The 5,507-nt window shown below is 64.7% G+C and carries 4 protein-coding genes; all 4 read left to right on the top strand.

Annotated elements, in window-relative coordinates; translation table 11 throughout:
* Positions 1-652 precede the first annotated feature (652 nt).
* On the top strand, positions 653-1,093 hold the full coding sequence (locus tag F787_RS0113810; RefSeq protein WP_028492560.1) for a pilin: 441 nt from the start codon (positions 653-655) through the stop codon (positions 1,091-1,093).
* A 103-nt stretch (positions 1,094-1,196) separates the two neighbouring features.
* A complete protein-coding gene (locus tag F787_RS15825; protein ID WP_081694154.1) occupies positions 1,197-1,754 on the top strand; it encodes a pilin in 558 nt (185 codons plus the stop codon).
* 74 nt (positions 1,755-1,828) lie between these two features.
* Positions 1,829-3,799 carry a tetratricopeptide repeat protein gene (locus F787_RS15820; protein WP_155989627.1) on the top strand — a complete coding sequence of 657 codons (1,971 nt, stop codon included), beginning with the start codon at positions 1,829-1,831 and terminating at the stop codon, positions 3,797-3,799.
* A partial coding sequence (locus F787_RS0113795; RefSeq protein WP_051246168.1) for a hypothetical protein occupies positions 3,796-5,507 on the top strand: 1,712 nt, incomplete at its 3' end. The genes F787_RS15820 and F787_RS0113795, both read left to right, overlap by 4 nt.

Genomic DNA, 5,507 nt, shown 5'->3' with positions numbered 1-5,507 from the left:
ACGAAACCGGCTGACCCACCCGCAGCCGACGTATGAACCCCGCATCCGTGTCTTCGGGACAGGGCATGAGAGGCCGGTGAGGAGAACCCCTGGCGCTCCTATGAGGCATCCCTTCCCCGGAAGGGCTGACCCTCGCCCGTAGAGAAGGGCAGCTCCGCGACGAAGTGAAGTCCGGTCGGTAACCAACCCGCGTATATCAGAGTGATCCACCGTCGCAATCCGCTTCTCGTGCCCTGCCTCGAAGGCATGGAAAACAGGAGGTCTCGATCGAACACTACAGCCAACCGTTGACAGGTCAATCCATATCAGGAGGCCAGCCCCCTGGCCGATCGGGCATGTCCAGCACCCCCACGCGCAGGGGACTGCGCTGCTCGTGTCGACGGTGGCTTGCGCCGGGGACACCAGCACGCGCAGGGGACTGCGCTCCTGCGTGGGGGAAGAAGGATTATTGGCCGGGCAGCGGGGACATACAAGAGCGATTACGAGCCGGGGCGACAATCCCGATGGGCACACTCGGGAATACCCGCAAACTGACCAACGTTGTCACTCAGGGTGACAAATTTCGTCACCCGAGACTGACAATCGCCGTCACACTCGGGGTGAATGAGTTGGCACGGAATGTGATTGGCTGTTCAAAAAAAGGACCAGCGCTATGCGGCTTATCCCACAGAAAGGCTTCACCCTCATCGAACTGCTCATGGTGGTTGCCATTCTGGGCATCCTGGTGGCGATCGCCACGTACTTCTACGGGGAGTACCAGATCCGCGCCCAGCTGGCGGAAGCCGTAACCCTCGGCACCACTGGCCGCACCGCGGCCGAAGAGTTCTATAACGCCCGTGGGCGTCTCCCGGAATCCAACCGATCGGCCGGCATGGTGCGGCCCGAGAGCATCTCGGGTTCGTACGTGACTGCCGTATCGGTCAGCCCCGATCGGCTCATACGCGTCCGCCTGGGAAACGACGTGAACGCACGCGTCAGGGGTGACCACCTGCTCCTGTCCGCCGTCACCAGCGAGGGAGACAGCCTGGTCTGGCGCTGTCGCGGGGATTCCGCAGCTACGAGCCGCCTGCTGCCGGCGAGCTGCCGAGAATGATATTGGTCCGCTTTCGCGGTTGCTTTCCTGGCATCACAATTGCATCATTGTTCGCGGGGTCTTCACCACCCTACCGAGCTCAACACCATCAGGAGTACAAATCATGAAAAAACAGGTTCAAAAGGGTTTCACCCTGATCGAACTGATGATCGTCGTGGCGATCATCGGCATCCTGGCCGCCATTGCCCTGCCGGCCTACCAGGACTACACCATCCGCGCTCAGGCCTCCGAAGGCATGTCGCTGGCTTCCGGTGCCCGTACGTCGGTCTCCGAGTTCTACAGCCAGCGCGGGCGCTTTGCCATTACAAACGATTCCTCCGCCAACCGCTCCTACGGGCTTGCACAACCGCAATCCATCAGCGGCTCGTACGTTGCCGGGATTAGCGTCACGCCTGCGACCGACTCCGGCAATGCCACCGAGGAGGATGGCGGCGCGGGTGTTATTCGCGTGCTTTACGGCAATGACGTTAATGCGGAAATCCGCAACCAAAGCCTCGTCTTCTCTGCCGTGACGGCCCGTGGCAGCATCGACTGGGTCTGCCGTGCGTTTGATGGCGACGACGGCAACGACATGGGGGGTGACGGTCTTGCTGAAGTAGGTGACGACCAGGATGAAGGTGGAGTCGCTGACAGCTATCTGCCGGCCGACTGCCGCAGCTGATCCGTCAATCAGTTGATGGACGAAGCACCCCGCCCCGCGGGGTGCTTTTTTGTGTCTCGACCATACAGCAACCAATGACCCAGTCGATCTTCAAGCTGGGCGCCATCCTCGCGATCGCGCTCATCACACTCGTCGCATATGCCCCCGGCTGGACCGGTGGCTACGTCTTCGATGACATTCCCAACATCGTCGAGAACGATGCCCTGGCGATGGAAAGCCTGTCCCCCGGCGAACTCTACCGGGCCTCTTTCTCCAGCGACGCGGGCCGCCTGCATCGTCCGGTCGCCATGTTTACCTTCGCCGTGGAGCGGCATTTCTTCGGCCTGGACGCCATGCCGATGAAGATCACCAACACGGTGATCCACGCCCTCAACGCCCTGCTCCTGGCGACCCTTTTCCTTCTGATCGTTCGGCAGCTGGAACGGCGCCAGTTGCAACGAACCGGACAGGGGCTCTCTCTCATCCCCGGGCTGCCACTGTTCGCGCTGGCAGTCGCCGCCGCCTGGGCACTGGCCCCCATCAACCTCACCGGCGTGCTGTTCGTGGTCCAGCGCATGGAGGCCCTGGCCACGCTGTTCATGCTGGCGGGCCTCATCGGTTATGTACTGGGCCGCCAGAGGATTGCCCATGGCGACGAGTTCCGGGGGTGGCTGATTCTTCTGGGCAGTCTCGGTGCCGGTGGCGCACTCGCAGTGCTCAGCAAGGAAAGCGGCGTCATGCTGCCCGTGTTCGCGCTGCTGCTCGAATGGCTGCTGTTCGGGTTCGGCGAGCGTGGTTCCACGACACGCCGCCGCCTTATATCGCTGTTCGGGCTCATCGTGATTCTGCCGGCCGTTGTCGGAGGCTGGTCCGTGCTGCCCAATGACCCGTCTCTTCCCAACCGTCCGTTTACCCTGGAAGAACGCCTGTGGACGCAGGTCCACGCGCTGTGGTTCTACCTCGCGAACATCGTGATCCCGTCCCCCGGCTCCCTGGCCCTCTATCACGACGCCTTTCCCCTCGCCCGGTCCTGGAAGGAACCATGGACCACGCTCCCGCTGCTGCTGGGCCTGCTGGGCCTGATCGCGGGGGCATTCCTGGTTGCCCGTCGGCTCCCGCTGGTGACACTCGGCATTCTGTGGTTCTTCATCCCCCATCTGCTGGTTTCCACGGTCATCCCGCTGGAACTCGTCTTCGAGCATCGCAACCATATGGCCTCGGCCGGCCCCCTGCTGGCGGTGTTTGCGCTGGTTCTGCAGGCCCGCTCGGGGGACTCGCTACGCAATGCCCGGATGGCACTGGTCATCGGCCTCATCGCGGTTTACGGGTTCCTCACGTTCCTGCGTGCCAATGAATGGAGCGATCCGTACCGCCAGGCCTATTTCGAAGCCACGCGGCACCAGGACTCGCCCAGGGCTGGATACGAACTGGCGCATCGGCTGCTGGCTCCCGGGCTGGAGACGGGCGATCCACTCTTTGGAGTGGCGATGTCGCAACTGCAAGATGCCACCACCCACCCCAACGCGGGGCTTCTGCCCCATTACCGGCTGATCGTGGAGCACGCCCGACGGGATCTGCCAGTGGACCCGCAATGGCAACAACAAATGGCGGCCTATATTCGGGAGAACGTGTTAACGCCTCAGGACATCAATGCCCTCCACGGCCTGCTGACACTCAAGATGGATGGAGATCTGTCCGCCCAGCAGGTGGACCTGGAGCATCTGATCGACCTGGCCGTTCAGACCCAGTCCCGGATGACCCTGCAGGCAGTGCAAGCCAACTATCTGCTCAATATCCCTGGCGACTTCGAGCAGGGCGAGAGCCTGCTTCTGGAAATGGCCCTGCATTCCCCCGACAACCCGCAGGCCTGGGCCAACCTTGCTCAGTTCCAGATCTCCACGGGGCAGTACGGCCATGCCGAACACAGCCTCCGTCGCCTTGACGAAGTTGATCGATTCAACCGCATGGAAGACACCGCCCGCGATCTCCGCGACCTGCTCGACCAACATCGCCATGCAGAGCAGAGCGGACCGGGCGCCCCTCGGCTGATTGAGGTGCAGCCATGAGCATCCGGACCGGCAAATCATTGAGCCTCGGGCACCGCGATATCCTGCTTCTGACGCTGTTGGCGGCTTCCCTCCTGCTGCTCACGTGGGTGGTTTACCGCCCGGGCCTGTCGGGCAATTTCATCTTCGACGATCTGAGCAACCTGGCCGTACTGGGCTTCTACGGCACCATCGACAACCTGCAGGCATTCTGGCTGTACGTGCTCTCGGGCTTTGCCGGCCCCACCGGGCGCCCGGTGGCGATGGCCTCGTTCCTGATCGATGCGCGCAACTGGCCGGCGGACCCGGAGCCGTTCAAGCACACCAACGTGCTGATCCATCTGGCCATCGGCGTGGTGCTGTTCGGACTGCTGAACCGGCTGGCACGGGCGCTGGACGCGGACGCCCGCACCGCCGCGCTGGTGGCCCTGCTGGCCACGGCCCTGTGGCTGCTGCACCCGCTGTGGGTCTCCACCACGCTGTACGTGGTGCAGCGCATGGCGCAGCTCGCCACGCTGTTCGTGCTGGCCGGGCTGTGGCTGTACGTCCGGACGCGGCTGGTACACCCGCCCGAGGTCCGCCCGGCCACGGTGCTCGGCATGGCCGGCGGCATCGGCGGGTTCGGCCTGTTGGCGGTGCTCTCCAAGGAAAACGGGGCCCTGCTGCCGCTGCTGGCGCTGGTGCTGGAAGGGACCATCCTGGCGGCCCATGCGCGGCGCCACCGCCTGCAGCCGACCCGCGGGTTTGTCTGGTGGCGGCGGATCGTACTGGGGGTTCCGATTGCGCTGCTGATGGCCTATCTGGCCACGCGCGCCGGTGCGCTGCTGAGCGACGACCCGGGCACGCGCGGTTTTACCGCGCTGGAGCGCCTGCTCACCCAGGGCCGCATCCTGTGGGATTACGTGGGCCACCTGGCACTGCCCCGTCCGGTCACGGGCGGAGTCTTTCAGGATCACATTGCGGTCTCCACCGGCCTGTTCAACCCGTGGACCACGGCGCTGGCCTGGGCGGCCTGGATTGCCCTGGGCGCGATGGCCATTGTGTGGCGGTTGCGCTTCCCCGCGCTGGCGGCCGCCATCCTGTTCTTTCTGGCCGCGCATCTGCTGGAATCCAGCTTCATCCAGCTGGAGCTGTACTTCGAACACCGCAACCACCTGGCCGCCGCCCTGCTCGGCCTGCCGCTGGCGCTGGCCTGGCTGCGCTGGAAACGGCCGGATGCGCTCACCCGCACGCTGGTGCCCCTTCTGGTCGTGGCCGCGCTGGCCCTAGTGACCGCGCTGCGCGCGGACCTGTGGGGCAGCCCCTTCCAGCAGGCCCGTGCCTGGGCCGAAGTCCGCGAGGACTCGGCCCGCGCCCAGCACTACCTGGCCGGATTCTGGCGCGAGACCGGGCACTATGAGGAAGAAGAACGGCTGATCCGCCGAGCCATCGAGCTGAACCCCAACGGCATCTCCTGGCGGATCCGTGCCGTGGGCATCGCCTGCGAACGCGGCCGCGACCCGCATGAGCCACTAGAAGGCACGCTGGACGCCCTCGCCTCCATGAGTGCCGTACGCTCGGTACAGCGCTCGCAGGTAGACACCCTGCTGGAACACCTGCACGGCGGAGGCTGCCCGGGACTGGACCAGCCCGACGACGTGCTCGCCATCATCGACCGGCTGGAGGCCGACGACCGGGCCCGCAACCGCCCCGGGCTGGGCTCCACCCTGGAACTGTGGCGCGGCCATGT

This window comes from Thioalkalivibrio sp. ALE19, from assembly GCF_000428605.1.
In the GTDB taxonomy this organism is placed as follows: Bacteria; Pseudomonadota; Gammaproteobacteria; order Ectothiorhodospirales; family Ectothiorhodospiraceae; genus Thioalkalivibrio.
Note: the sequence above shows the minus strand (reverse complement) of the source record. Positions and strands in the feature narration are given on the sequence as shown.

Excerpts from the sequence above, each read along its gene's own strand:
- F787_RS0113810 (WP_028492560.1), top strand. The coding sequence starts at position 653 with ATGCGGCTTATCCCACAGAAAGGCTTCACCCTCATCGAACTGCTCATG.
- F787_RS15825 (WP_081694154.1), top strand. The coding sequence starts at position 1,197 with ATGAAAAAACAGGTTCAAAAGGGTTTCACCCTGATCGAACTGATGATC.
- F787_RS15820 (WP_155989627.1), top strand. The coding sequence starts at position 1,829 with ATGACCCAGTCGATCTTCAAGCTGGGCGCCATCCTCGCGATCGCGCTC.